20 protein-coding genes are annotated in these 25,667 nt (G+C 68.4%); 14 read left to right on the plus strand and 6 right to left on the minus strand.

Annotated features, from left to right (window positions below; translation table 11 throughout):
• Nucleotides 1-117: 117 nt before the first annotated feature.
• Genes IEJ03_RS12420 through IEJ03_RS12435 form a run of 4 tightly spaced genes read left to right on the plus strand, consistent with a single transcriptional unit; the run spans nt 118 to nt 4,645 of the window.
• Entirely contained in the window at nt 118-885 is a 768-nt protein-coding gene (locus IEJ03_RS12420) for an ATP-binding cassette domain-containing protein (RefSeq protein WP_192035156.1), read from the plus strand.
• Between the two features lie 60 nt (nt 886-945).
• Nucleotides 946-1,917: an ABC transporter substrate-binding protein gene (locus IEJ03_RS12425; RefSeq protein WP_242457964.1), complete on the plus strand. Its 972-nt coding sequence runs from the start codon at nt 946-948 to the stop codon at nt 1,915-1,917.
• Nucleotides 1,907-3,937 (plus strand): Fe(3+)-hydroxamate ABC transporter permease FhuB, encoded by a 2,031-nt coding sequence (fhuB, locus tag IEJ03_RS12430; protein WP_192035157.1) that lies wholly within the window; start codon nt 1,907-1,909, stop codon nt 3,935-3,937. The genes IEJ03_RS12425 and fhuB overlap by 11 nt, the downstream gene beginning before the upstream one ends.
• 60 nt (nt 3,938-3,997) lie before the next feature.
• Complete coding sequence (locus IEJ03_RS12435) at nt 3,998-4,645, plus strand: PRC-barrel domain containing protein (protein ID WP_242457965.1); 648 nt, start codon at nt 3,998-4,000, stop codon at nt 4,643-4,645.
• Nucleotides 4,646-4,742: 97 nt separating this feature from the next.
• On the opposite strand, the gene purU is transcribed toward IEJ03_RS12435, so the two are convergent.
• From purU to IEJ03_RS12460, 5 genes are all read right to left on the minus strand, one after another.
• The gene (purU, locus tag IEJ03_RS12440) at nt 4,743-5,609 is read right to left on the minus strand and encodes a formyltetrahydrofolate deformylase (protein ID WP_192035158.1); all 867 of its coding nucleotides are present in this window, start codon (nt 5,607-5,609) and stop codon (nt 4,743-4,745) included.
• Nucleotides 5,606-6,271, minus strand: a complete 666-nt coding sequence (locus tag IEJ03_RS12445; protein ID WP_192035159.1) for a sarcosine oxidase subunit gamma family protein — start codon at nt 6,269-6,271, stop codon at nt 5,606-5,608. The genes purU and IEJ03_RS12445 overlap by 4 nt, the downstream gene beginning before the upstream one ends.
• Nucleotides 6,264-9,380 (minus strand): sarcosine oxidase subunit alpha family protein, encoded by a 3,117-nt coding sequence (locus IEJ03_RS12450; protein ID WP_192035160.1) that lies wholly within the window; start codon nt 9,378-9,380, stop codon nt 6,264-6,266. Before IEJ03_RS12450 ends, IEJ03_RS12445 begins: the two co-directional genes overlap by 8 nt.
• Nucleotides 9,377-9,739 carry a sarcosine oxidase subunit delta gene (locus IEJ03_RS12455; protein WP_192035161.1) on the minus strand — a complete coding sequence of 121 codons (363 nt, stop codon included), beginning with the start codon at nt 9,737-9,739 and terminating at the stop codon, nt 9,377-9,379. Before IEJ03_RS12455 ends, IEJ03_RS12450 begins: the two co-directional genes overlap by 4 nt.
• Nucleotides 9,740-9,906: 167 nt before the next feature.
• A complete protein-coding gene (locus IEJ03_RS12460) occupies nt 9,907-11,157 on the minus strand; it encodes a sarcosine oxidase subunit beta family protein (RefSeq protein ID WP_192035162.1) in 1,251 nt (416 codons plus the stop codon).
• 300 nt (nt 11,158-11,457) lie between these two features.
• Between IEJ03_RS12460 and IEJ03_RS12465 the strand changes: the two genes are divergently transcribed.
• The 7 genes from IEJ03_RS12465 (at nt 11,458) to IEJ03_RS12495 (ending at nt 19,480) form a co-directional block, all read left to right on the plus strand.
• Nucleotides 11,458-12,261 carry an FCD domain-containing protein gene (locus IEJ03_RS12465; protein ID WP_242457966.1) on the plus strand — a complete coding sequence of 268 codons (804 nt, stop codon included), beginning with the start codon at nt 11,458-11,460 and terminating at the stop codon, nt 12,259-12,261.
• A 55-nt stretch (nt 12,262-12,316) separates the two neighbouring features.
• A complete protein-coding gene (gene dgoD / locus IEJ03_RS12470) occupies nt 12,317-13,465 on the plus strand; it encodes a galactonate dehydratase (protein ID WP_192035164.1) in 1,149 nt (382 codons plus the stop codon).
• Nucleotides 13,466-13,622: 157 nt separating this feature from the next.
• The gene (locus tag IEJ03_RS12475) at nt 13,623-14,417 is read left to right on the plus strand and encodes an SDR family oxidoreductase (protein ID WP_192035165.1); all 795 of its coding nucleotides are present in this window, start codon (nt 13,623-13,625) and stop codon (nt 14,415-14,417) included.
• Entirely contained in the window at nt 14,414-15,415 is a 1,002-nt protein-coding gene (locus IEJ03_RS12480; RefSeq protein WP_202884374.1) for a 2-dehydro-3-deoxygalactonokinase, read from the plus strand. Before IEJ03_RS12475 ends, IEJ03_RS12480 begins: the two co-directional genes overlap by 4 nt.
• A 133-nt stretch (nt 15,416-15,548) precedes the next feature.
• Nucleotides 15,549-16,163, plus strand: a complete 615-nt coding sequence (locus IEJ03_RS12485) for a 2-dehydro-3-deoxy-6-phosphogalactonate aldolase (protein WP_192035166.1) — start codon at nt 15,549-15,551, stop codon at nt 16,161-16,163.
• Between the two features lie 50 nt (nt 16,164-16,213).
• Nucleotides 16,214-17,143 (plus strand): SMP-30/gluconolactonase/LRE family protein, encoded by a 930-nt coding sequence (locus IEJ03_RS12490; RefSeq protein ID WP_192035167.1) that lies wholly within the window; start codon nt 16,214-16,216, stop codon nt 17,141-17,143.
• A gap of 111 nt (nt 17,144-17,254) precedes the next feature.
• Nucleotides 17,255-19,480, plus strand: coding sequence for an alpha-galactosidase (locus tag IEJ03_RS12495; protein ID WP_192035168.1), 2,226 nt, complete (start codon nt 17,255-17,257; stop codon nt 19,478-19,480).
• A 163-nt stretch (nt 19,481-19,643) separates the two neighbouring features.
• On the opposite strand, the gene IEJ03_RS12500 is transcribed toward IEJ03_RS12495, so the two are convergent.
• Nucleotides 19,644-21,236: a solute:sodium symporter family transporter gene (locus tag IEJ03_RS12500; protein WP_192035169.1), complete on the minus strand. Its 1,593-nt coding sequence runs from the start codon at nt 21,234-21,236 to the stop codon at nt 19,644-19,646.
• Between the two features lie 235 nt (nt 21,237-21,471).
• Here IEJ03_RS12500 and IEJ03_RS12505 point away from each other — a divergent pair, with 235 nt between their 5' ends.
• The 3 genes from IEJ03_RS12505 to IEJ03_RS12515 all read left to right on the plus strand — a co-directional run bounded on the left by IEJ03_RS12505 (nt 21,472) and on the right by IEJ03_RS12515 (nt 25,666).
• The gene (locus tag IEJ03_RS12505; RefSeq protein WP_192035170.1) at nt 21,472-22,350 is read left to right on the plus strand and encodes an AEC family transporter; all 879 of its coding nucleotides are present in this window, start codon (nt 21,472-21,474) and stop codon (nt 22,348-22,350) included.
• 156 nt (nt 22,351-22,506) lie between these two features.
• Complete coding sequence (locus IEJ03_RS12510; RefSeq protein WP_242457967.1) at nt 22,507-23,247, plus strand: ABC transporter ATP-binding protein; 741 nt, start codon at nt 22,507-22,509, stop codon at nt 23,245-23,247.
• A gap of 55 nt (nt 23,248-23,302) precedes the next feature.
• Entirely contained in the window at nt 23,303-25,666 is a 2,364-nt protein-coding gene (locus tag IEJ03_RS12515; RefSeq protein WP_192035171.1) for an FtsX-like permease family protein, read from the plus strand.
• Nucleotide 25,667 lies beyond the last annotated feature (1 nt).

The following is a 25,667-nucleotide window of genomic DNA, read 5'->3' on the forward strand; positions in this document are numbered from 1 at the left end:
GCCGCCTCCCGCATGAGAGGCGGCAGGCGTCATTGTGAGCACCACTATTACGAACAAGAATGATTTGATTTATCATCCACTGCTCGTTCATTCATCCCCGTCCTACCGAGACCCGCCATGATCGATGTCCGCGCCGCTAGCTTCGAGGTCGATGGCACCCGCCTGCTGCACCCCACCGACCTCTCCCTGGCTCCCGGCCAGGTGGTGGGGCTGATCGGCCACAACGGCTCCGGCAAGTCGACCCTGCTCAAGCTGCTGGCACGTCAGCAGCCGCCGAGCCAGGGCGCAGTTCACCTCGACGGCACCCCGCTCGATGAATGGGATAACCGCGCCTTCGCCCGCCGCGTGGCCTACCTGCCCCAGCAGCTGCCGCCCGCCGAGGACCTCACCTGTCGCGAGCTGGTGGGCTTCGGTCGCTACCCCTGGCAGGGGCTGCTCGGCCGGCCCGGCCGTGAGGACCGCGCCCAGATCGAGCGGGCCCTGACCCTGACCGGCACCCAGGCCTTCGCCGGCCGCCGGGTCGACAGCCTGTCCGGGGGCGAGCGCCAGCGGGTGTGGCTGGCCATGCTGCTGGCCCAGGGCAGCCAGTACCTGATGCTCGACGAGCCCCTGGCGGCGCTGGACATCGCCCATCAGGTCGAGGTGCTCGAGCTGATTCGCCGGCTGTGCCATGAGCTAGGGCTCGGCGTGATCATCGTGCTCCACGACATCAACATGGCGGCGCGCTACTGCGATCGCCTGATCGCCCTGCATGGCGGCCGAGTGCAGGCCAAGGGCAGCCCCGAGCAGCTGATGCACGACGCCACCCTGGAGGCCATCTATGGCCTGCCGATGCGGGTCATGCCCCACCCCGGCGGCGTACAGCGCATCGCCGTGGTGCACTGATGCCGCGCCACGTCTTTCTCACCGCTTCTTGCCCCCCTTGGTTCCTCGATGATTTGTCCTGTGCGTCACAATCCGCAACGCCCGTCGATCCGGCAACGGCTGACCGGGCTGCTCCTTGCCCTGCTGTTGATGCCCGGGACGCTGGCTCACGCGGCTGACTCTGGCTCGGCTGACTTGGGCTCGGCTGGCGATGGCGATGCCCTCTCAAGCGATCATGCCCCGCGGCTGGCGATCCTGGACTGGACCCTCGCCGAGACCCTGGTGGCCCTCGGCGCCGCCCCCACCGCCGTGGCTCAGGTCGATGCCTACCACGCCTGGGTCGGCGAGCCCGCGCTGCCGCCCTCGGTGGTCAATCTTGGCCTGCGCGCCCAGCCCAACCTGGAGCGCCTGGCCCGCCTCGCCCCGGACCGCATCCTGATCTCGCCGATGTTTGCCAACCTGACCCCGCGCCTCGAGCGCATCGCCCCCGTCTCGCGGTTTTCCTTCCATTCTCCGCAGGAGCCCATCTGGCCGCAGCTGCTGGCCATGACACGCCGCCTGGCCACGCTGAGCGGCCGGAACGCCGCCGGCGAGGCACTGATCGACACGACCCGAAACAGGCTTGCCCGCCTGCGAGAGACCCTGGCCGAGCACCCCGAGACCGCCGAGGAACCGCTATTGATTGTCCAGTTCATGGATGCCCGCCATGTGCGGGTATTCGGCGACCACGGCCTCTACCAGGCGGTGCTCAAGCGGCTTGGCCTCACCAACGCCTGGCAAGGAGCCACCAATGCCTGGGGCTTCTCGGTGGTCGGGCTCGAGGCACTCGCCGCCATCCAGGCGCGTCTGGTAGTGGTCGAACCGCTACCGGTGGGCGTCGCCGCGGCGCTCGACGACAGTAGCCTGTGGCAGGCGCTGCCCAGCGTGCGCGAGCATCGCGTCATCAGCCTGCCCCCGGTGTGGAGCGCCGGCGCCTTGCCCTCGGCCCGGCGCTTCGCCGAAACGCTCACCCAAGGCCTGCTGCAAGACGAGAGGCACGCCCATGCCCACTAACACACCCGGCTCCGAACCCCTGACTCCCCCCTTAGCCTCGCACCGTCCTGGCGGCCTGCCGCGAGGCTTCCTGGCCCTGCTGACGCTGATGGCCCTGGCCGCCGTGGCGCTGGCCGCTCAATCCCTGAGCGCAAGCCTGGGGCTGGCGGATGGCCTCGCTGCCCTGATCGCCCCGCCCAGCGCTACCGGCGAGGCCCTGGCCCTGCACTTCGCCTGGTGGCCACGGCTCGTCATGGCCCTGCTCGCCGGCGGTGCCCTGGCGCTGGCCGGGGTGCTGATGCAGCAGGTGCTGAGAAACCCCCTGGCCGCGCCGACCACCCTCGGGGTCGCCAGCGGCGCCAATCTGGCCCTGATGACGGCGACCCTGATGGCACCTGGTCTGCTGACGCTGGGTCGTGAGTGGGTGGCACTGGCTGGCGGAGGGCTCGCCATGGGGCTGGTCGTCGCCCTGGCCTGGCGCCGCGGCCTGGCGCCGATGGTGGTGGTGCTGGCCGGCCTGGTGGTCAACCTGTATCTGGGCGCGCTCGGCATGGTGGTGCTGCTGTTCCACCAGGAGGCGCTCAAGGGGCTGATGATCTGGGGCGCCGGCTCGCTGGCTCAGAACGGCTGGGGGGATGTCGCCCGTCTCGCCCCTCGCCTGCTGCTGGGGGCACTGGCGGCCGGGCTGCTGCTGCGCCCGCTGCGGCTGTTGAGCCTGGATGCAGCCAGCGCCAGGAGCCTCGGGGTCTCGCTGACCGCCCTGCGCCTGGCCGGGCTCACGGTGGCGATCTTCCTCACCGGCTGCGTGGTCAGCCTGGTCGGAGTGATCGGCTTCATCGGCCTGGCGGCGCCCAACATCGTGCGCCTGGCCGGCATCCGCACGCTCGGCGGCCGGCTCGTCGCCGCGACGCTGCTCGGCGCCCTGCTGCTGGCGGTATCGGATCTGGCCATGCAGGCGCTATCCGGGCGTCTGCCGACGCTGATCCCCACCGGGGCGGCCACCGCGGCGCTGGGGGCCCCGCTGCTGCTGTGGCTGATCCCGCGGCTGCGCCTGACCGGTGGCCAGCCGCCCAGCGCCGACGCCATGCCGGCGGGGCATCGCCACCCGGCTCCCGGCCGCCTGGCCGTCCTGCTGCTGCTAGCCCTGGCTGGACTGAGCGCGCTGGCGATCATCCTTGGTCAGGACGGCGAACGCTGGGCCCTGTCGCTCGACGGGGCGGTGCTCGAATGGCGCCTGCCGCGGGTGCTGGCTGCCGCCGGAAGCGGCGTGATGCTGGCCCTCGCCGGCACCCTGATCCAGCGCCTGACGGCCAATCCCATGGCGAGCCCCGAGGTGCTGGGCATCAGTGGCGGCAGCGCCATCGCCCTGATCGGCGCGATCTTCCTCTTGCCGGCACCGAGCAACCTGATGCTCATCGGCGCCGGCACCCTGGGGGCGCTGGCGAGTCTCGCCGTGCTGGTGATGCTCAACCGCAACAGCGGCTTTCGCCCCGAGCGGCTGCTGCTCACCGGGGTGGCGATCGGCGCGCTCTTCGAGGCGGTGCGCGCCCTGGTGCTGGCCGGCGGCGACCCCCGCGGCCAGCTGGTGCTGGCCTGGCTGTCCGGGTCGACCTACTACGTCGACCTGGGCAGTGCCGTCGTGGTCATCGTGCTGGCCGCCGGCATGGCGCTGGCGGTGCGCCCCTTCGCCCGCTGGCTCGACCTGCTGCCGCTGGGCACGCCCACCGCCGCGTCCCTGGGCCTGCCGGTGGCCCGGGCGCGGCTCGTCCTGCTGGCACTGGTGGCCCTGCTCACCGCCTGCGCCACCCTGGTGGTGGGGCCGCTGTCTTTCGTCGGCCTGCTGGCGCCACACCTGGCCAGGCTGCTGGGCTTCTCCCGGGCCCGCCATCACCTCGCCGGAGCGGCGCTGATCGGCGCCCTGCTGATGGTGCTGGCCGACTGGCTGGGCCGCCAGTGGCTTTACCCCAACGAGATCCCGGCGGGTCTGGTGGCCTCCTTGCTGGGCGGCGGCTACTTCATGTGGCAGCTGCGGCGGCTGTGAGACGCGATCGGGTCAATCCGCCCCCTTGAAATTCTCCCCACGCCCTCAAGGTAATCGGGTATGGCGCAGCATCCGGCCATGAGAGAAGGATTCTCAAACCAGGAGGACGGATTCATGACAGCACGGAAATCGCTCGGCACTAATCTGAAAGGCGTCCTGCAAGGCAACCTGAAAAGCGCCCTGTTCGGCGCCCTCCTCGTCGGTGGCATGAGCGTCACAGGATCAGCCCTCGCCGCTCCCCAGGGACTCTATTCCGCCGATGAGCTCGGCGACGCCGACGTCGTCCTGAAGGCGACGCCCAGCCAACACGTCGGCGAAGTGGACGATATCCTGCTCGATGACGACATGCGGGTGCGCGCCCTGGTCATCGAGACCGACGACCAGTTTGGCCTGGCTGAAAAGTCCTACGTGATCGACACCGGTCACTTCACCGTGGAGACGCTCAACGGCGATCGTCTCGATCGGGTCACCTATGTCGTGCATATCGACATGACGAGTGACGAGATCAGCCAGCAGCCCGAATACACCAGCACCTGGTGGGCAGAGACCAAGCAGGCGACTCGGCAAGCCTGGGCCAACACCAAGGAGGGCGCCAGCAGCGCCTGGGAAACCACCAAGGCCGCGACCGCCGATGCGCTGACCCGCGCCGGCAACGCCCTGGAATCGGCCGGCGAGAAGGCCCAGCAGTCCGTCGACCAGAACCAGTAAGCCTGTCCTGAACCGGCTCGACGCCGGCGCTACGACATCGCCCTGAATCAGCACGGCCCGGTCATCGACCGGGCCGTGGCGTTTCTGCCGCAAGAAATTAACGGTCGAACACCACCGTGCGCCGGGCATGCAGGAAGACCCGCCGCTCGACGTGATAGCCCACCGCCCGGGCCAGCGTCAGGCACTCGATGTCGCGCCCCTTGGCCACCAGGTCCTCGGGATAGTCGACATGACTCACCGGCTCCACGCCCTGGGTGATGATCGGCCCCTCGTCGAGGTCGTCGTTGATGTAGTGGGCGGTGGCGCCGACCAGCTTGACGCCCTTTTCATAGGCCTGATGGTACGGCTTGGCACCCTTGAAGCCGGGCAGCAGCGAGTGATGGATGTTGATCGCCCGCCCCGAGAGCTTCTCGCACATGTCGCTCGAGAGCACCTGCATGTAGCGGGCGAGGATCACCAGCTCCGCCCCGGTCTCCTGCACCACCTGCCATACCTTCGCCTCCTGCTCGGCCTTGGTCGCTGGCGTGATCGGGAAGTGGTAATACGGCAGGTCGTGCCAGGCGGCCAGCGGCTCGAGATCCGGGTGATTCGAGACCACGGCGCGAATATCGATGGGCAACTGGCCGATACGGTAGCGATACAGCAGGTCGTTGAGGCAGTGATCGGCCTTGGAGACCATGATCACCACCGGCAAGCGAGTGCCGGGGGGCGTCAGCTCGAAGCTCATCTCGAACTCGGCGGCGCGCTGCGCGAAGGCCTGGCGGAAGGAATCGCCGTCGAGGCCAGGGTCTTCCGGGCGGAACTCGGCGCGAATGAAGAAGCGCTCGCCGAGGCGATCATCGAAGGAGCTCAGGTCGGTGATGTAGCCCCGTTGTTCCCTGAGAAAGCGGGTGACCACATCCACGGTGCCCAGGCGGCTCGGGCACTGGGCGGCCAGGATCCAGGTATCGGCGGGTTGACTCATGCGCCCTCCTCGACGGCAATGCCGTACTCCTCGCCGGCATCCAGCAGCCATCGATAGATGTAGTCGGCAAAGCTTCGGCGCACCACCAGCTCCCAGCGTGTATCGGAGGGCCGGCGCAGGATCACCGAGGCCTTGGCGAACACCGTGGTCACGCCCTTGCCGACCGGGAAGTGGCGCGGATAGACATCATAGGCTACCGACTTCTTAAGCACTTCCCGGGCCTTGTCGCCTTCAAGCTCCAGCAGCGTCTGGCCTCCACTGACGTTGACGATACTGATGTGGGCATCGCCCAGTGCCTCGCGCAGTCGGCGCTCGACGTCGAACTCCTCGCCGCCGGGCACGATCAAGAGCCACTCGTCCGGCGACAACCACTGGAGCGAGCACTCACCCACCGGCCCGCCGGACAATGACTGCACCAACCCCAGCGGCTCGCCGGGAAGCGAGAGGCCCACCACCTCGCGCAGGGCCTCATCGAGCACGATGGCCCCGCCACGCAGCATCAGATGCCCGAGGAAGGGGCGCTCGCGAAGGATCACCTGGCTGTCGCCCTTGGCCTGTGGCGCCCCCGAGTGGTGGAGACTGCAGGAAAGCGGCGACTCGACGGCGATCTCCCATTCATTTTCAACGACGGGGCGCGTATCGAACTGTTGGACGTTAGACATGCTGACGCTCTCCCTTGGGATCGACGAAGACGGGACTGACGATCTCGACCTCGTGGACCTGGCCGTCGACCATGGGCAGATAGACCGTCTCGCCGAGCTTCTGGTGGCCGCCCTTGACCACCGCCAGGGCGAAGCCTGATTCCAGGGTCGGGCTGTAGTAGCTCGAGGTCACGTGACCTTCCATCGGCATGGGCATCGCGTGCTTTTTATCAGGGCTGGGGTCGAGCACGATCTGCGCGCCCTCTTCCAGCACCACCTCGGGATCCCTGGGCTTGAGGCCCACCAGCTGCTTGCGGTTCTCGCGCCGGGTGTCCGGTCGCGTCAGGGCCCGCTTGCCGATCCAGGAGAACGGCTTGTCGTAGCCGACCGCCCACTGCATGCCCAGATCCTCCGGGGTCACCGAACCGTCGGTGTCCTGCCCCGCGATGATGAAGCCCTTCTCGGCGCGCAGCACGTGCATGGTCTCGGTACCATAGGGCGTCAGGCCGTAGCTGTCGCCATGGGCGAACAGCGTCTTCCAGACGTGCATGGCGTAGTTGGCCTGGACGTTGATCTCGTAGGCCAGCTCCCCGGTGAAGGAGATGCGGAAGACCCGCGCCGGCACGCCGGCTACCGTGCCCTCGCGCCAGTCCATGAAGGTGAAGGCCTCGCGGTCGAGATCGATGTCGGTGACTTCGGCAAGCAGCTGGCGCGCCTGCGGCCCGGTGACGGTCATGGTCGCCCAGTGATCGGTCACCGAGGTGAAATAGACATCGAGTTCCGGCCACTCGGTCTGGTGCCATATCTCGAGCCACTCGAGCACGGTGGCCGCACCGCCGGTGCTGGTGGTCATCAGGAAGTGATTCTCGCCCAGGCAACTCGTCGTGCCGTCGTCCATCACCATGCCGTCGTCCTTGCACATCAGGCCGTAGCGGACGCGTCCCGGGGCCAGCTTCGCCCACTTGTTGGTGTAGACCCGACCCAGGAATTCCCGGGCATCCGGGCCCTGGATGTCGATCTTGCCGAGGGTCGAGGCATCGAGAATGCCGACGCCCTCGCGCACCGCCAGGCACTCCCGGGCCACCGCCTCATGCATGGTCTCAAGCCTGCCGCCGTCCGCAGCGGGGCCCTGTTGTGATGAAACTGGTTGTGGAAAGTACCAGGGCCGCTTCCACTGGCCGACGTCCTCAAACTCCGCGCCGTTCTCCACGTGCCACTGGTGCAGGGCGGTGTAGCGCTTCGGGTCGAACAGCTCGCCACAGTGACGGCCGACGATGGCGCCGAAGGTCACCGGGGTGTAGTTGGGCCTGAACACCGTGGTGCCGACCTCGGGGATCGAACGCCCCAGGCAGCGGGCGGCGATGGCCATGCCATTGATGTTGCCAAGCTTGCCCTGATCGGTGCCGAAACCAAGCGCCGTGTAGCGCTTGACGTGCTCGATGGACTCGAAGCCCTCGCGGGTGGCGAGCTCGATCGCCGCCGCGGTGACATCGTTCTGCAGGTCGACGAACTGCTTGGGCGCGCGCAGGGTCGGCTTCTGGTGCGGCACCTGAAAGAGGGCCACCGCGGCGCCGTCCCGCCGCGACGCGACGCCGGGCAGGGCTAAGTCAACCGGCGCGAAACCGCAGGCCTCGGCGGCGACGCGACCGGCCTCGCGGCCCTCGGAGAGCACCTCGCCGAGGGCATAGACCCCTCGGGCGCCACCGGCGGGCGTCAGGCCCTTCACCGGCGAGGGCACGAAGCCTAGGATCTCGTCGTTCCAGGTCGGCCGGCTGCCGGTGTGGGAGGCCAGGTGCACCACCGGGCTGTAGCCGCCGGAGCTCGCCACGGTATCGCAGGCGAGCTCCTCGATGGGGCCTGCAACCGCGAAGCCGGCGATATCGATCGGGGCCACCCTGGCGGCCGCGACGCGCTTGTCGTGCTTTCCTCGCCCTGACTTGGCCTCGATCACCGCGGCGCCGGGGATCACGCGGATGCCCTTGGCGCGGGCCTCGTCCACCATCTCACCCTCGGGATTGGCGCGAGCGTCGGCGATGGCGACCACCTCGCGGCCGGACGCCGCCCCCAGGTCGTGCCAGTCCAGCGCCGCCCGGTAGCCGTGGTCGTTGCTGGTGGAGAGCACCAGCCGATGGCCCGGCACCACGCCATAGCGGCGGATATAGGTGGACACGGCCCCCGCCAGCAGGTTGCCCGGCACGTCGTTGCCGGCATACACCAGCGGCCGCTCGTGGGCGCCGCTGGCCAGTACCACCCGGCCGGCACGTACCCGATGCAGGCGGGCACGCACCTGACGGCGGCCCTGCACCGCCGGCGCGGTGTCGGCCAGGTGCTCGGTGCGCCGCTCGTGCAGGGTCACGAAGTTGTGATCGTGATAGCCGTTGGCGGTGGTGCGGGGCAGCAGGGTCACGTGCTCGAGCCCGGCAAGCTCCGTGAGCGCCTGCTCGACCCAGGCCACGGCCGGGGCGTCGTCGAGGGTCTCGCGGGAATCGAGCAGCGAGCCGCCCAGCTCCTCCTGCTCGTCGCAGAGGATCACCCGTGCGCCGGTGCGCCCGGCGGCCAGCGCCGCGGAAAGGCCCGCGGGGCCGGCACCGACCACCAGCACGTCACAGTGCTGGTGCATATGGTCGTAGATGTCCGGGTCGGCCTCGGTGGGACTTACCCCCAGGCCCGCGGCCTTGCGGATGTATTTCTCATAAGTCAGCCACATCGAGGCCGGGGCCATGAAGGTCTTGTAGTAGAAACCCGGCGGCATGAACTGGCCACCGAGCTTGCCCACCAGCCCCATCAGGTCGCGCTGGACGCTGGGCCAGCCGTTGGTGCTGCGGGCGGACAGGCCCTCATAGAGCGCCTGCTGGGTGGCACGCACGTTGGGCACCTGGCCAGCGTCGCTACTGCCCAGCTGGACGATGGCATTGGGCTCCTCGGCGCCGGCGGCGACGATGCCGCGGGGGCGCGAGTACTTGAAGCTGCGGTTGACGATATCGACGCCATTGGCGAGCAGCGCCGAGGCCAGGGTATCCCCGGGATGCCCCTGATACGCCTGGCCGTTGAAGGTGAAACTCAGCTTGCGAGTGCGGTCGATGCGACCGCCGGCCTCGAGACGGTTCGGCTGCTGCGGCGACTGGCTCATGCGCGGACTCCTTCTCGACGCTCGGCCCGGGGGGCATCGCGTTCGGCGGCGCTCGCCGCGGCCTTGTCGGCGTGGCTCTCGGCGGTGATCGACGGCTGCTCCCCCATCTTGTAGACCTCGAGGATCTCGTAGCTCACGGTGTGGCGGGTGATGTTGAAGAACTTGCGACAGCCCACCGCGTGGACCCACAGCTCATGGTGAACGCCCCGCGGGTTGTCACGGAAGAACAGGTAGTCGCCCCATTCCTCGTCCGAGCAGGCCTGCGGGTCCGCGGGGCGAGCGATATGCGCCTGACCCTTGGGGTGGAATTCCTCTTCCTCGCGGTGCTCGCCGCAGTAGGGACAGTAGATATTGAACATGGTCCTGGCTCCTCCATCACTCGGACGAAAGCGAATCGTTTTTCTGCGCCAGCGAGCCGTGATGAGGGCAAGGCGTTCGACGAAGCGGAACCGGAGTGTACGAGCTTGTACATGAGGATTCCGATGAGTCGAACAACGCAGCCATCGCCCGGCGCAGCTCGCAGAAATCAGTGGGCGACGCCGGCCGCGCCATGCTCGTCGATCAGCGCACCGGTATGGAAACGGTCGATGGAGAACGGCCTGGCGATCGGGTGCATCTCGCCCTTGGCGAGGCTTGACGCAAACACATGCCCGGAGCCCGGCGTGGCCTTGAAGCCCCCGGTGCCCCAGCCACAGTTGAAGTAAAGGCCCTTGACCCGGGTCCTGGAGAGGATCGGGCAGGCATCCGGGCAGGTGTCGACGATGCCGCCCCACTGGCGGTTCATGCGCACCCGCGAGAAGATCGGGAACATCTCGACGATCGCCTGCAGGGTGTGCTCCACGGTCGAGTAGCTGCCGCGCTGGCCATAACCGTTGTAGCCGTCGATGCCGGCGCCGATCACCAGGTCGCCCTTGTCGGACTGGCTGACATAACCGTGCACATGGTTGGACATCACCACGGTGTCGAGGATCGGCTTGATCGGCTCCGAGACCAGCGCCTGCAACGGGTGGGATTCCAGCGGCAGCCTGATGCCGGCCATCTTCGCCATCACCCCGGAATTGCCGGCGGTCACGCAGCCCACGGTCCTGGCTTCGATGTCGCCGCGGTTGGTGTGCACCCCCAGGATCTGGCCGTCGCGGATCTTGAAGCCAGTTACCTCGGTGTTTTGCAGCAGATCCACCCCCAGGGCGTCGGCGGCCCGGGCATAGCCCCAGGCCACGGCGTCGTGGCGGGCCACGCCGGCCCGCGGCTGCCAGGAGGCGCCCATCACCGGATAGCGGGCCCGCGATGAGCAATCAAGGATCGGCACCAGCGCCTGCACGCCCTGAGCATCGAGCACCTCGCCGTCGATACCGTTCAGGCGGTTGGCGTTGACCCGGCGTTTTATGTCGCGCATGTCCTGCAGGGTGTGCCCGAGGTTGAGCACGCCGCGCTGGGAGAACATCACGTTGTAGTTGATGTCCTGGGACAGCCCTTCCCAGAGTTTCATCGAGTGCTCGTAGAGCGCCGCGGCCTCGTCCCACAGGTAGTTGGAGCGCACGATGGTGGTGTTGCGGGCGGTGTTTCCGCCGCCCAGCCAGCCCTTCTCGAGCACCGCCACCTTGGTGATGCCGAACTCCTTGGCGAGATAATAGGCGGTCGCCAGCCCATGGCCGCCACCGCCGACGATGATCACGTCGTAGGCCTTCCCGGGCGTGGGGTTGCGCCACTGGCGCTGCCAGTTCTCGTGGTGACTCAGCGCGTGCTTGACCAGCCCGAAGCCTGAATAGCGTTGCATAGGTGTCTCCTGACTCATTCGGGGCGTGGCCCGACCGACGAGTGGCGTCAACGGCGCCATCTTGAGGCGATGGTAGCCCCGGCCCCGCCCCCCAAGATGCTTGGCGACGTCACGACAGGACGGATTTGCGACATGGATGTCGCATCCCGACATTATGGCCGCCCGTCGCTGACCCGGCGTCATCGCCGGAGCGCCGCTCACCCGGCGGGCTCGACCAATGTCTAAGCGTCAACCGGCAAAAAGCCGTTGCACGAAATGTCCGACATTAATATATTTACATCAGATATTTTGGAGAACACCGTGACTCAAGCCTCACCGCTCACTCAACTCTCTCGGCTTCCGCAGCCCGACGAGGCCGGGGGCGCCAACGCGCTGGCCACCGTACTCGCCCACGCCATCCTGTCCGGGCAGTGGGCCAGCGGGGAGACCTTTCCCCGCGAGCTGGACCTTTGCCAGCACTTCGCGGCCAGCCGCAACCGGGTCCGCAATGCCCTGGCCGCCCTGAGCGGCTGCGGGTTAATCGAGCGTACCGCCGGTCGTGGCACCGTGGTGCGCGACATCGTCGACTGGCACCTGCTCGACCCGCAGATGAGCGAGTGGATGGCGGGGCTCGAGTCGCCGCATCCGCAGCTGGTGCGCGAGGTCTTCGCCTTTCGCCTCTCGGCCGAGCCCTTCGTCAGCGAACTCGCCGCCCTGGCCGCCACAGCCCAGGACCTGGCTCGCATCGAGACGGCCTTCGACGGCATGTGCGAAAGCGCCGACGACCCCGCGCGCCGCGAGGAGCACGCGGACTACGATGTGGCCTTCCACGACGCCATCTACCGCGCCAGCCACAACCTGGTGTGGCGCCAGATGGGACTGCTGCTGCGACCCTCGATCGTCGCGCTGATCCAGCACTCCCACCATCAGGCGGACTCGCTTGACGACAGCCTGGCGCGCCATCGCCGGGTGCTCGAGGCCATCCGCCTGCGCCAGCCGGACGCCGCTCGCGAGGCCACCGAACGCGTGCTGGCGCGCACCGCCGCCGATCTCGGCGTCGACAACGGTGGGCGCCAGCTCAGGCAGTCGGCGACGTTGTCTGACGGATCAGCACTCGCCGACTGAGACCGGCCGCGCCGCGCCACCTTCTGCCATTTGCCCGACAAAAAGGATCCATCGCATGAAAATCACCCGACTCAAGACCTGGCAGGTGCCGCCGCGCTGGCTGTTTCTGAAGATCGAGACCGACGAGGGCTGCTACGGCTGGGGCGAGCCGGTGGTAGAGGGCCGTGCCGCCACCGTCGAGGCCGCCGTCCACGAGCTGTCCGACTACCTGATCGGCCAGGACCCGCGCCACATCGAGCACCTGTGGAACGTGATGTACCGGGCCGGCTTCTACCGCGGCGGACCGATCCTGATGTCGGCCATCGCAGGCATCGACCAGGCGCTGTGGGATCTCAAGGGGCGCGATCTGGGGGTGCCCGTGCACCAGCTGCTCGGCGGCCCGGTGCGCGACAAGATGCGCATGTACGCCTGGACCGGCGGCGATCGCCCCTCGGACGTGGGTGCCGGCGCCAAGGCGCTGGTCGAGCAGGGCTTCACCGCCTTCAAGATGAACGGCACCCCGGAAATGCAGATCGTCGACTCCCACAAGAAGATCGATGACGCCGTGGCCCGCGTGGCCGAGGCCCGTGACGCCGTGGGACCGGACGTCGGCATCGGCATCGACTTCCATGGCCGCGTGCATCGCCCGATGGCCAAGGCGCTGATGCGCGAGCTCGAGCAGTTCCACCCGATGTTCATCGAGGAGCCGGTGGCGCCCGAGCATCTGCCGGCCCTCAAGCACATCGCCGAGGGCATCGCCACGCCCATCGCCACCGGGGAGCGCCTGCACACCCGCTTCCAGTTCCGCGACCTCCTGGCCGACGGCATGGTCGACGTCATCCAGCCCGATCTCTCGCACTGCGGCGGCATCAGCGAGGGGCTCAAGATCGCCACCCTCGCCTCGGCCCATGACGTGGCGCTGGCCCCGCACTGCCCGCTGGGCCCGCTGACGCTGGCCGCCTCGCTGCAGCTGGATGCGGTGTGTCACAACGCCTTCATCCAGGAACAGAGCATGGGCATCCACTACAACCAGGACAACGACGTGCTCGACTATCTGGTCGACAAGTCCGCGCTGGCCATCGAGGACGGCTTCTGTGCCATCCCCCAGGGCCCGGGGCTCGGTGTCGAGATCGACGAGGCCTTCGTCGAGGAGCGCGCCAAGGTCGGTCACCGCTGGCGCAACCCGGTATGGCAGCACGAGGATGGCTCGGTCGCCGAGTGGTAAGTTCCGGCCGATCCCGGGCATCCGCCCCCGTCGGGCGACGGCCGTAGGCGCCGACTCGTCCGTCCCCAATCACGCCACACCCACGCGGCTCCCATGGGCCTGCGTGGGTGACCGACAGGCCGCCGGCGGCCTGTCATGAATGAAAGATGGAGCCCTCATGACCGCTCAGACAGCAGCCTCTAATGCCCCCGCCTTCGCCGACTTCCGCTACCCGGACCTCGACGGCGCCAGCGTCTTCATCACCGGTGGCGGCTCCGGCATCGGCGCCGCCCTGACCGAGGGCTTCCTCGCCCAGGGGGCCAAGGTGGCCTTCGTCGGCCTGTCCGACGCCACGCCCTTCTGCGATGCCATGGAGGCGAAGTACGCCAATCGCCCGCTGTTTATCCGCTGCGACATCCAGGACATCGCCGCCCTTCAGGGCGCCATCGTAAAGGCCCGCGAGGCTCACGGCCCGATCGGCGTGCTGGTCAACAATGCCGCCCGCGACACCCGCCACAAGCTCGAGGAGTGGACGGTGGAGCAGTGGGACGAGTCGATCGCCACCAACCTGCGCCCGCAGTTCTTCACCGCCCAGGCGGTGGCCGCCGACATGCGCCGCCTGGGCGGCGGTGCCATCATCAACCTGTCCTCCAACAGCTATATGCTGGGCCTCGATGGCTACCCGACCTACGTCACCGCCAAGGCCGGCATCATGGGCCTGACCAAGGCGCTGGCCCGGGAGCTGGGGCCGGACGCCATCCGCGTCAACTGCCTGATTCCCGGCTGGGTGATGACCGAGCGCCAGCGCGAGCTGTGGGTCAACGACCGTGACCTCAAGGAGTGCATCGATCAGCAGTGCCTCAAGGAAGCGATCCCGGTCGAGGACATGATCAATCCCTGCCTGTTCCTGGCCTCCTCCGCCTCGCGGATGATGACCGGCCAGCCGATGGTGGTCGACGGGGGCCGGGTGTGAGCGCCGTGGTCATAACGCCCCGCTGGATCGCCGTCGACTGGGGCTCCAGCAACCTGCGCGCCTGGGCGCTGGACGGCGATGATCGGGTGGTCGCGCAGGCCAGCAGACCCCGCGGCATGCTGGGCCTCGCCCCGGACGACTTCGAGCGCGTGCTGCTGGAGGTGATCGGCGACTGGCTCCCGGCGGCGACACAGGGCCAGGCCATTGATGTGCTGATCTGCGGCATGGCGGGCGCTCGTCAGGGCTGGGTGGAGGCCGCCTATCTGCCGCTGGAGCAAGGCGCGACCGATCCCCTCGACCGTCTCGGCAGCCAGCTGAAACCGGTGACCACCCAGGACGCGCGCTTGCACGTGCAGATCGTGCCGGGGCTTTGCCAGCGCGCCGCACCGGACGGCGGCGACGCCTTCGACGTGATGCGTGGCGAGGAGACTCAGCTGTCCGGTCTGGTCGCCAGGCGTCCCGGCTTCGAGGGGGCCGTCTGCCTGCCCGGCACCCATGCCAAGTGGGTGCGACTCGAGGCGGGCCACGTCTCAGGCTTCACCACCTTCATGAGTGGCGAGCTCTTCAAGCTGCTCAGCCACGACTCGGTGCTCAAGCATTCATTGGGCGCCGCTGAACGTGCCGGGAGCCTCGCCGATGAGGCTCAGCGGGCGGCCTTCCTGGATGGCATCGACACCGCCATGGCGGCCCCCGAGCGCCTGAGCGCCGAGCTGTTCGGCATCCGCGCCCGGGACCTGCTCGATACCCGGCTGCCCGCCGACGAGGCTCGGGGCACCCGGCTCGGTGCCCGGCTCTCGGGCCTGGTGCTGGGCCTCGAGCTTGCCGGTGCCACGGCTGGCTTGCCCGCCGGCAGCCAGGTGGTGCTGATCGGCGACGAGGCGCTGTGCCGGCGCTATCGGCTCGCGCTGGAGTATCTGGGCTTCTCGGTCGAGATCGAGGCCAATGCCGACATGATCCTGGCCGGGCTGGGGCGCATTCATCACGCCACCGCCCACTGACCCGGACCATTGCCCCATACCGCGGCCCAGACCGCTGACAGATCCAAGCCCTGCCCGGAGCCTGAACGGCCGAGGGCGCCGCTGACGGCGTCTGTCCCTGATGTTTCATCCTTCCCCCTGCCAAGGAGTTGTCATGAGCCTGCCACTGGTTGCCATCCTGCGCGGCGTCACGCCGAACGAAATCCTCGCCATTGCCGATGAAATCATCGCGGCCGGCATCACCCGCATCGAGGTGCCGCTCAACTCGCCGCAGCCCCTCGAGAGCATCGCGAAGCTGGCGCGTCACTGCGCCGAGAAGCACGGCGGCGAGGTTCTGGTCGGGGCCGGCACCGTGCTGACCCCCGAGCAGGTGCGCGACGTGCACGCCGCGGGCGGTCGCCTGACCGTCTCGCCCAACATGAACGAGGCGGTGATCCGCGAGAGCCGCCGACTGGAGATGGTCTCCATGCCCGGCATCGTCACCCCGACCGAGGCCTTCGCCGCCCTGGCCGCGGGCGCCTCCGGCCTCAAGCTGTTCCCGGCCACCCAGGTCGGTCTGGCGGGCATGAAGGCGATGCTGGCCGTGCTGCCCCAGGGCACCGAGCTGTATGCCGTCGGCGGCATCGGCGTCGACAACTTCGCCGAGTGGCGCGCCGCCGGCGTGCAGGGCGCGGGCCTCGGCACCGCCCTCTATACGCCGGGGCTGTCCGCCGAGGAGGTGGGCGAGCGGGCCCGTGCCCTGGTCGCCGCCTGGCAGGCGAGCGACTGATTCACACCCACCGACCTGGCGCGTCTCGCGTATCGACAAGGAGCACCAGAATGAGTGATGTCCCGACACCGTCGTCCCCCTGCCTCGGCCGGGCCGAGGTCCGTGTCGCAAGCGCCTGCGAGCTGGGCGAAGGCCCGGGCTGGGATGGGGCGCGCGGCGACGTGCGCTGGCTGAACATCCTGGCCGCCGAGCTGCACCGCGCCCGCGCCGATGGCAGTGAGCATCGGGTCACGCAGCTTAAGCGCCGCACCTCCTATGCGGCCCTGACCCGTGATGGCGACTACCTGCTGGTGGCGGAAGGCCAGCTCTCGCGCTTCGACCCGCAAAGCGGCGAGAGCACCGCCTTCCTGCCCTTCGAGGCCGACAACCCCGTCACCCGCAGCAACGATGCCCGTGTCGATACCCACGGCAGCCTGTGGCTCTCCACCATGGGGCTTGGCGCCGAGAAAGGCGCCGGCAGCCTCTATCGCCTGCATCGTGGCGAGCTCACCTGCCTGCGCCGGGGGCTCACCATCCCCAACGCGTTGTGCTTCTCGCCGGATGGCCGCCATGCCTACTTCACCGACACCGCGATCGGCTGGGTGATGCGCTGGACACTGGACGCCCAGGGCTTCCCCGAGCGCGGCGACGATGGCGCGTTCAGGGAGCCCGAGCCCTGGGCCGACCTGCGCCACTCGGGCGGCGGCCCGGATGGCGCCGTGATGGATGCCGAGGGCTGCATGTGGATCGCCCTGTGGGGTGCCGGTCGTGTGGCCCGGCTCAACCCCCAGGGCAAGGAGATCGCTCATGTGGCGCTGGCCGCCCGTCAGCCCTCCTGTCCGCTCTTCGGCGGACCTGGCCTCTCCACCCTCTACATCACCACCGCACGGGAGGGCATGACGGCGCCCATGGAGCATGACGGCGCGCTCTTTGCCATCGACCTCGCCGACGCTCTGCCCGGCTGCCACGGCGCCGCGGAACCCGCGCTGCGCCTCGGTTGAGCGCTGCCAGAACGTTTCCAGAGCTTGGCCAGAAATGCGCCTAGGCGCTGTCTGAAACCTGCCTGCGCTCGCCAAGCCCGACGCCCCGAACGAGCCCAAGAGACTGACCGCATGACGACCACCGATTCGACCTCAGCGCCCCACAGCCGCCACCTGCCGGAGGCGCAGTGGCTGACCCTGACCGCCGCCGGCGTCCAGCTGCAGCTGGACCTCGACCAGGGCAGGCTCAAGCTCGCCCACTTCGGCCGCCCCCTGGCGGTGGACCCCGCCACCCAGCGTCGCCTGAGCGGAGGCGCCACACCCCAGGCGAGCCTCGACCGGCTGCCGCTCAACACCCTGTTCAACGACGCCGGCCGCGGCTTCGCCGGCCAGCCGGCGCTCAGCGGCGACCGCGACGGCCGGGACTGGCTCAGCGACCTGCACCTGACCGACGTCGACTGTCGCCACGATGCGCAGGCCGCCCGCGCCCTGCTGACCCTGCGCGATGAGCAAGGCCAGCTGGCGGTGCATCTCTCGCTTCAACTGACCGCCGAGGGCGTGCTGCGACAGCAGACCACCCTGAGCAACCTGGCCGCGACCCCCTATCGCCTCGAGTGGCTGGCCGCGTCCTGCCTGCCGCTGCCGGTGCGCTACGAGGAATACCTGACCTTCGGCGGCCGCTGGGTGCAGGAGTTCACCGAGACCCGTCATGCCATCGGCGAGGGCCTGTTCGCCCTGGAGAACCGTCGCGGCCGCAGTTCGCACCAGCGCGTGCCCTCGATCGTGGTCGGCACCAAAGGCTTCAGCGAACAACGTGGCGAGGTCATCAGCGCCCATCTGGCCTGGAGCGGCAACCATCGGGTGCTGGTCGAGCGACAGTTCGACGGCAGCACCCAGCTGCAACTGGGTGCCCTGCTGCTGCCAGGCGAGCAGAGCCTGGCGGCCGGTGAGTCGATCACCACCCCGGAGGTGGTGCTGGCCTGGTCCGACAGCGGCATCAACGGCGCCAGTCAGCGCCAGCATGCCGCCCTGCGCGCGCGCCTCGACTGGCCGCAGGCGGACAAGCCACGCCCGGTGCACGTCAACACCTGGGAAGCGCTCTACTTCGACCACGATGCCGCCCGTCTCGATGAACTGGTGGTGGCCGCCGGGGAAGTGGGCGCGGAGCGCTTCGTGCTGGATGACGGCTGGTTCGTCGGCCGCGACGACGAGCGCGCCGCCCTGGGCGACTGGTATCTGGACGAGGACAAGTACCCCCAGGGCCTCGGCCCGCTGATCGAAGCGGTTCACGCCCAGGGCATGGAGTTCGGCCTGTGGGTCGAACCCGAGATGGTCAATCCGGACAGCGACCTGTATCGCCGCCACCCGGACTGGATCCTCGGGCTCGAGGGCCGCGACCAGCCGCTGGGTCGCTACCAGTGCGTGCTGGACCTGACCCGCCCCGAGGTCGGCGACTACCTGTTCGAGCGCCTCGATGCGCTGCTCGCCGAGTACCCGATCCGCTATCTCAAGTGGGATATGAACCGCGACCTGACCCATGCGGCCAGCCAGGCCGGCGAGCACGCCGGTCGCCCGGCGGCTCATGCCCAGGTCGAGGCTCTCTATGCCCTGTTGGCCCGCCTGCGCGCCGCGCATCCCGAGGTCGAGATCGAGAGCTGCGCCTCGGGCGGGGCCCGCACCGATCACGGCATCCTGCGCCACACCCATCGCGTCTGGACCTCGGACTGCAACGACCCTCACGAGCGCGTGCACATCCAGCGCGGTGCCGGGCGCTTCCTGCCGCCGGAGCTCCTGGGCGCCCACATCGGGCCCGAGCATGCCCATACCACCTCGCGCCGTACCAGCCTGGCCTTCCGCGCCAGCACCGCCCTGTTCGGGCATCTGGGCCTGGAGCTGGATGTCAGCCGGCTCGACCGCGACGAGCGCACCGAGCTCAGGGGCTGGATCGTGCGCTACAAGGCGCTGCGCGGCCTGCTCCACGGCGGTGTCGGCTGGCGCCTGGATTGCCTCGACCCGCACCAGCAGGCGCATGGTGTGGTCAGCCCCTCCGGCGACGAGGCGCTCTACAACGTCAGTCAGCTGGCCATGCCGCGCCATGCCCTGCCGGCGCCGCAGCCACTGGCGGGACTCGACCCGGCCCGCCGCTACCGGGTCGAACTGCTCGAGCTCCCCGAGCATCCCGAGCGTCGCATGAAGGATCTGCCGGCCTGGATCGACGCCCAGCTCACCCGGGGCGAGGCGCTGGAAGCGAGCGGCGAGCAGCTGATGACCCTGGGCCTGGCCCTGCCGGTGCTCGACCCCGACCAGGCCCTGCTGCTGCACCTGCGCGCCTGCGACTGCGACTGCAACTTCGACTAAGAACACCCCGGCGCCCTGGAAGCCGGGTGCAGACACTGGGTACCAGCCACGAATTGCCAATGACGGACTCAGAATCCGTCCGACCCTCGCACCATCCCCCAACGACAGACGCCCGGGCCAATGGCCCGGGCGTCTGTCGTGATCGGGTGTCCCCGATGATGCCTCAGATGAAGGCGATATAAATCGTCAGCACCAGCACCACCAGCACCGCACCCGCGACCTTGGCGCCGGCCCAGGGCGTCATGTCGATGGCCTTGACGTCTTCCTGCACCCAAGGCTCGCTGCGCGGCGCAAACTTGCCGAAGGCCAGCATCATCGCGATCAGCGCCACCAGCACGATGGTGATGAAGTGGAACTCGTGCAGCCCGTTCAGCAGGCCGTTGAAGAAGGGCACGAAGGAGAACAGGCCAATCACCACGCAGCCCAGCACCAGCGCCAGGCTGGCCGCCTTGGCGGGCACGTAGCGGCTCAGCAGGCCGACCAGTACCACCGCGAACAGCGGAATGTAGTAGATCGAGCTGACCTTCTGCAGGTAGATGAACAGGCTTTCCTGCCCGCTCAGCAGCGGTGCGATGGTCATGGCGGCCGCGGCCATGATCCAGCCGGCCCACTTGGAGACCCTCACCACCTGCTCGTCGCTGGCGTCAGGCTTCAGGCGGGCCTTGTAGATGTCGAGGCTGAACAGGGTGGTGGTGGAGTTCAGCGCCGAGTTGAAGGACGACAGGATGGCCCCAACCATGGCGGCGGCGAAGAAGCCGGTCAGCGGCGCCGGCAGCACGTCGAACACCAAGCGGCCATAGGCGGCATCGGCCTTGATGCCTTCGCCGGCATAGAGGTAGAAGGCGATGATGCCGGGAATCACCAGATACAGCGGCCCGAGCAGCTTGAGCAGGCCGGTCAGCATCACGCCCTTCTGGCCCTCGGCCAGGGTCTTGGCGGCGAAGGTACGCTGGATGATCTGCTGATTGGTGCACCAGTAGAACATGTTGAGCACCAGCACCCCGGTAAACAGGGTCGAGAAAGGCACCGACTGACCCTCGCCGCCCAGCGAATGCAGTTTCTCCGGGTTGGCGGCCTTGAGTTCCTCCCAGCCGGCCAGCGCACCCTGGCCATCGCTCACGGCGTCCAGGCCGAAATAGACGATCAGCAGCCCGCCGATCAGCAGGCCGATACCGTTCAAGGTGTCGGAGATGGCGATCGAGCGCAGGCCACCGAACAGTGCATAGACCGAACCACCTAGGCCGACCGCGACGATGGTGCCGACCAGCAGCACCTGGTTGGATTCGATGCCGGTGAGCGTCTTCAGGTCGAGCAGGCCCATCAGGCCCAGGCCGCCGGAATAGAGGATGCTCGGCAGCAGGATCACCGCGTAGGCCAGCATGAAGATGATGTTGGCGATCAGCTGGGTGGTGCGGTCGAAGCGCAGCGCCAGCAGTTCCGGGATGGTGGTGATGCCACTCTTCAGGAAGCGCGGCAGGAAGAACAGCGCCGCCGCCACCAGCGCCACCACCGCGATGACCTCCCAGGCCATCACCGAGAGGCCATCGGTGAAGGCGGCCCCGTTGAGGCCCACCATCTGCTCGGTGGACAGGTTGGTCATCAGCAGCGAGCCGGCGATGACGGGGAAGGTCAGGCTTCGCCCCGCCAGGAAGAAGCCGGTGGAGTGCCGGTGGTCGTCATTCCGGGTCATTCGCCAGGTGATGAAAGCGACCAGCCCGGTGAAAAAAACGAAGGAAATTAGTGTAAGCGCATTCATGGGTTGTCCTTTTTGTGGACGCAGGCGTGTACTCGCAAGAGAGCTGACCGACAGTCTAGCGAGTCAAATAACCGACACCATTACCCATTTGTCTTACTTGTATTGTCATTTGTCTGACAATTAGGGCACATTTCTCATGATCAAGCCCCCAGGCCGGCGTTGCATGGAAGTTGCATGGCGGTGGACAGGATCATGACAATACCCGGACTCGCTCCCCCACCGACAAGGACCGCCGATGCTTGCCCAACTCTTCGCCGTCATGGCCCCCGTGCTGATCGGAGCCGGTCTGGGCTTCACCTGGGTGCGGCTGGGCCACGACTTCCCGGTGCCCTTCGTCACCAAGCTGGTCTTCAACATCGGCACCCCAGCGCTGATCCTGGCCTCGCTATCGGGCGCCGAGGTCGATGCCCAGAGCTTCACCCTGACGATGCTCGGCACCCTGCTGGTGCTCGCCGTCATGGCCATGGCGACCTTGCTGGTGGCGCCGCTGCTCGGCAAGCCCTGGCAGGTACTGCTGTCGCCGATGATGTACCCCAACACCGGCAACATGGGCCTGCCGGTGGTGCTCTATGCTTTCGGCCCGTCGGCCTTCGCCTTCGCGGTCGCGGTGATGGTCACGGTGTCGTTGGTGCAGTTCACCTTCGGCATCGCCATGTCGAGCCGCAGCGGCCGGCCACTGCGCACCCTGGCCCGCACTCCCGCCCTCTATGCCATCGCCATCGCGCTGACGCTGCTGCTCACCGATACCGACCTGCCGCTGTGGCTCGACAACACCCTGGAGCTGATCTCGGGCTTCACCGTGCCGCTGATGCTGATCACCCTCGGGGTGTCGCTGGCCAACATCCGCGTCAGCAACCTCGCCGCCGGCCTGGGCTTCAGCGTGATGCGCATCCCGCTGGCCGCGCTGCTGGCCTTCGGGATCGGGCACCTGCTCGCCCTGCCGCCGCTGGCCCAGAGCATCCTGGTGGTGCAGATGAGCATGCCGGTCGCGGTGTTCAACTACCTGTTTGCCCAGCGCTCCGGCCGCGAGCCCGAGTACGTGGCGAGCCTGGTGTTCTGCTCGACGCTACTGGCCTTCCTCTATCTGCCGGCGCTGCTGGCCTTCCTGCTCTGAACTCGGCTCCCGGTCCCTGCTCCCTGCCTGGATCGCCGGCCAGCCGATCACTTGATCCATAACAGCCGTCGCTCGGGCGGCAGTCGCTATACTTCCTGCAGGGGCTTCTCTAGCGGGTGGCTTCTCGAGAAGCAAGCCGTCAGAGAGGCTCGACCGGTGATCACTCCATCGCCCCAGCAGGACTCCAGCACGCCGCCGGTGGCGCTCAAGGCCCGCGGCCTGACCAAGACCTATCGCATGGGCGCGGTGGAGGTCGCGGCCCTGCGCGGCGTCGATGTCGACTTCGCCGAAGGCGAGCTGGTGGTGCTGCTCGGCCCCTCGGGCAGCGGCAAGTCGACGCTGCTCAACCTGCTCGGCGGGCTGGATGTGCCGACGAGCGGCGAGGTGTGGTTTCACGACCAGCGATTGACTCACCATGATGAGCGCGCCCTGAATCGCTATCGCCGCGAGCACGTCGGCTTCGTCTTCCAGTTCTACAACCTGATCCCGAGCCTCACCGCCCGGGAGAACGTGGCCCTGGTCACCGAGATCGCCCGCCATCCCATGACGCCCGCCGAGGCGCTTGGCATGGTCGGCCTCGGCGAGCGCCTCGATCACTTCCCCGCCCAGCTCTCCGGCGGCGAGCAGCAGCGGGTGGCGATCGCCCGGGCCATCGCCAAGCGCCCCGATCTGCTGCTCTGCGACGAGCCCACCGGGGCTCTGGACAGCGCCACCGGCATCCTGGTGCTCGAGGCGATCCTCACCGTCAATCAGACGCTGGGGACCACCACGCTGCTGATTACCCACAACGCCGTGATCGCCGACATCGCCCATCGGGTGCTGCGCTTCGCCGACGGCCGCCTCGTCGAGACTCAAGTCAACACGAGCCGCCGCGCGCCGGCCGAGCTGGCCTGGTGAGCGCCATGCCGCGACTCACCCCACTCACTGTCCCACTACCACGGGACGCGCACCGATGAAGGCGCTGGATCTCAAGCTCGCCCGCGGACTGTGGCGACTGCGCGCCCAGGTGCTGGCGATCGCCCTGGTGATCGCCTCGGGCACGGCGCTGCTGGTCATGGCGCTGACCACCATCGAGGCGCTGGAAGACACCACCGACGCCTACTACGAACGCGCCCGCTTCGCCGATATCTTCGCCCAGGCCAAACGCGCCCCCGAGGGCCTGGCCCGGGAGATCGCCGCCCAACCCGGCGTGCGGCTAGTGGAGACCAGCATCCGCGAGGGGGCGATCCTCGACATGCCCGACCTGGCCGAGCCGGTGACCGCCCAGCTGGTGTCGCTGCCCGCTTACGGCCCCCAGCGGCTCAATGTGCTGACCCTGCGCACCGGCCGCCTGCCTGCCCGCCATCGCCCCGACGAGGTGGTGGTCAACGAGGCCTTCGCCGAGGCCCATGACCTGGTGCCCGGCGATAGCTTCGGGGCGGTGCTGAGCGGCCAGCAGCGCACCCTGCGTCTGGTCGGCATCGCCGGAAGCCCCGAGTTCGTCTATGTCATCGCCCCGGGGGCGCTGATGCCGGATGACGCCCGCTACGCCATCCTGTGGATGCACCGTGAGGCCCTGGAAGCGGCCTATGATATGGACGGCGCCTTCAACAGCATCGCACTCACCCTCGAGCGCACCGCGCAGACCGAGGAGGCGATTCTGCGCCTGGACAGTCTGCTTGCTCCCTACGGAGGCACCGGCGCCATCGCCCGTCCCGACCAGCTCTCGAACTGGTTCTTGCAGAACGAGATCCGCCAGCAGAAGAACATGTCGCGGATCATGCCGAGCATCTTCCTGGCGGTCGCCGCCTTCCTCACCCACATGGTGATGGCGCGGCTGATCGCCACCGAACGCCACGAGATCGGCCTACTCAAGGCCTTCGGCTACAGCGACGGGGCGATCGGCGCCCACTACGCCAAGCTGGTGCTGGTGATCGCCACCCTCGGCGTGGGGCTCGGCGCGGTGATTGGCGGCGTGCTCGGGCACTGGAACACCCAGCTCTATGCCGCGCTGTTCCGCTTTCCCTTCCTGCTCTATCAGCCGGGGCCTCTGAGCTTCGTCATCGCCGGCGGCGTGAGCCTCGCCGCGGCGCTGGCCGGCAGCCTCTTCGCGGTGCGCCAGGCCATCGCCCTGCCGCCGGCAGAGGCGATGCAGCCGCCTTCGCCGCCGATCTATGCGCAGAGCCGAATGTCGCGCTCTGGGCTTGCCCGCTTCCTCGACGAGCCCACCCGGATGATCCTGCGCCGCCTGCTGCGCTGGCCGCTGCGGGCCTTCATGGCAAGCCTGGGACTCGCCATGTCGGTGGCCGTGCTGGTCACCGCCCTGCAATGGCTGGACGCCATCGACGCCATGGCCGACAGCGTCTTCATCAGCGGCCAGCATCAGGACGCCACCCTGAGCTTCCACCAGCTCAAGCCCTGGGCCGTCATCGAGGCGGTCGAAGACCTGCCCGGGGTGCTGGCCGCCGAGCCCTTCCGCGGCGTCGCGGCGCGCCTCTCACACGGGCGCAATCACAAGCGCCAGGGGCTCAGCGGCGTCCCCGCCGGGGCCACCCTGAGCCCGGTGATCGACAGCGCTGGCCAGCGGATCCCGCTGCCCGAGGACGGCCTGCTGCTGTCGCGCATGCTGGCCGAGGTGCTCGAGGTCTCGGTCGGCGACCCGGTGCGGGTGGAGGTGCTCGAGGGGCGCCGCCCCATCCTCACCCTGCCGGTGGTACGCCTGTTCGAGACTCACCTCGGCACTCCGGCCTATCTCGACCTTCAGGCCTTGAACCGTCACCTGGGCGACGGTCGGGTGGCGGGTGGGGTGCATATCACCGTCGACCCCGCCGGGCGCGCCGAGTTGCTCGCCCGGCTCAAGGAACTGCCGGAGGTGTCGTCCATCCAGTTTCGACAGGCCGCCATCGACACCTTCTACGAGACCCTGGGCAGCTTCCTGTACATCTTCGTCGGCTTCTTCATCGCCTTCGCCACCACCCTCTCGGCGGGCGTGACCTACAACGCCATTCGCATCGCGCTATCCGAACGGGCTCGGGAGCTCGCCACCCTGCGGGTACTGGGCTTCAGCCGCTGGGAAATCTCCTACCTGCTGCTTGGCGAGATCGGCCTGCTCACCTGGCTGGCCATGCCGCTGGGCTGCGTGATCGGCTACGGCCTGGCCTGGTACCTGACCTCGGCCTTCGAGACCGAGCTGTTCCGGGTGCCGCTGATCGTGATGGACGCCACCTACGCCAAGGCCTGCCTGATCACCCTGGCCGCGGCCATCATCTGCGCGGCCATCGTACGCCGTCGCCTCGACCACCTGGACCTGATCGCGGTCCTCAAGACCCGGGAGTAGC

The organism is Halomonas sp. YLGW01 (assembly GCF_014840935.1).
In the GTDB taxonomy this organism is placed as follows: Bacteria; Pseudomonadota; Gammaproteobacteria; order Pseudomonadales; family Halomonadaceae; genus Onishia.